Genomic DNA, 1,332 nt, shown 5'->3' on the forward strand with positions numbered 1-1,332 from the left:
AGTGCTCCCATACCCCTTATGCAACTGTTGTGGCATATTCTAAAAATAATTTGATAACAGTAAAAGGCGGTGAGGGTACGGGGGACATATGTGGTGGAACGCACCTACATTCGATGGGGGGCAGGGAAGAGGCCGCTACAAAAGCAGTTATTCAGTGGATTAAAACTGGTCAAGTTCAATCCACTGTTGGCGAATAGCTTATCTAGGGCCCCAAGTATTCTCGCCTCCCTTTTACTAAGGGGCTATTTGAACTTAGTAAATTCCTGCAAATCTAATTGCTTCTAGGTTTTAGCGCATTTTTCTCTAATTGATAGGCGGCTCATTGCGCGCGAGAGGGTAGATGCACTTGAATAACCTGTATGACGTGCCGCCTGCTTTAAACCTATGCCATCGACAATGAGTCTATGAGCTAAATTCAGCCGAATTCTTTCTATGTATTTGCCGGGCGTTATTTGCATCAATTTCTTAAATTGATGGGCATACGATGTACGCGACATACCTGCTTCTAGAGCAAGGGCATCTAGAGACCAGTTCTTGGATGCGTCCTCATGGATAGCAACAAGGGTTTTGGCAATTCTTGGATTGGCTAAAGCGCTAAATAGGCCAGTAGTTTTTTGTGGCCGAGCAACCAAATGCCTGAGCAAGCCAATCAGCAAAATATCTCCAGCCCGATTAATTAATAAAGGCTGTCCACATCTGGTGGCTGCCATTTCACTTGAAATTAAACGCACAATTTGAGTGAGTGAAGCGTCTGCATTTTCTAAGTTAATTAAAAGCTGTTCTGAAAACTCCGATAAAAACATGGGTGCCAATGGCCCATCTAGTTCAACCTCAAAGCTCATCCACTTCTTTGCATGCGGTGGCAAAACCATATCATCAAGGGCCGGGCATACGAGTAGCACCATATTCTCTAAAGAAGAGCCTAGTTTTTGTGGATTTATATCAACCAGGATATGCAAGCCAAATCCGACAGGCTGATCATTAAGTGACACTCGCGGGGCAAGCCCTTGCAGAAGGGCGGACAGTCGATCTAGATTGGGAGTGGGCATATTTGTACTAAAAGCAAATAAATATGGACACATTGTTGCATTTAATCAGCAATAATCAAAATTCATAACTTTTAAGAAGAGGTTTTCTGTGCTGATACCCCGTCAAACCACTCCTGCATTAAGCGTACCCACCTTGAATCATGGCACTTTTGATGTGGCCAATGATGCCGCTGAGAATTTCACATTAATAGTGTTTTATCGTGGTTTGCATTGCCCTATATGTATGAAGTATTTATTAGAGCTAGGACGCTTAGTCCCTGAGTTTGAAAAGCGTGGCGTTAAA

3 protein-coding genes are annotated in these 1,332 nt (G+C 43.3%); 2 read left to right on the top strand and 1 reads right to left on the bottom strand.

Features of this window, described 5'->3' with window-relative positions:
* Nucleotides 1-197: hypothetical protein (locus tag B7X71_RS17030; protein WP_293601614.1), on the top strand; the 197-nt coding region annotated here is incomplete at its 5' end.
* Nucleotides 198-281: 84 nt separating this feature from the next.
* Here B7X71_RS17030 and B7X71_RS17035 read toward each other — a convergent pair.
* Entirely contained in the window at nt 282-1,049 is a 768-nt protein-coding gene (locus tag B7X71_RS17035) for an AraC family transcriptional regulator (protein WP_293601615.1), read from the bottom strand.
* A gap of 88 nt (nt 1,050-1,137) precedes the next feature.
* On the opposite strand from B7X71_RS17035, the gene B7X71_RS17040 reads away from it, so the two are divergent.
* Nucleotides 1,138-1,332: redoxin domain-containing protein (locus B7X71_RS17040; protein WP_293601616.1), on the top strand; the 195-nt coding region annotated here is incomplete at its 3' end.

Source organism: Polynucleobacter sp. 39-46-10 (assembly GCF_002282275.1).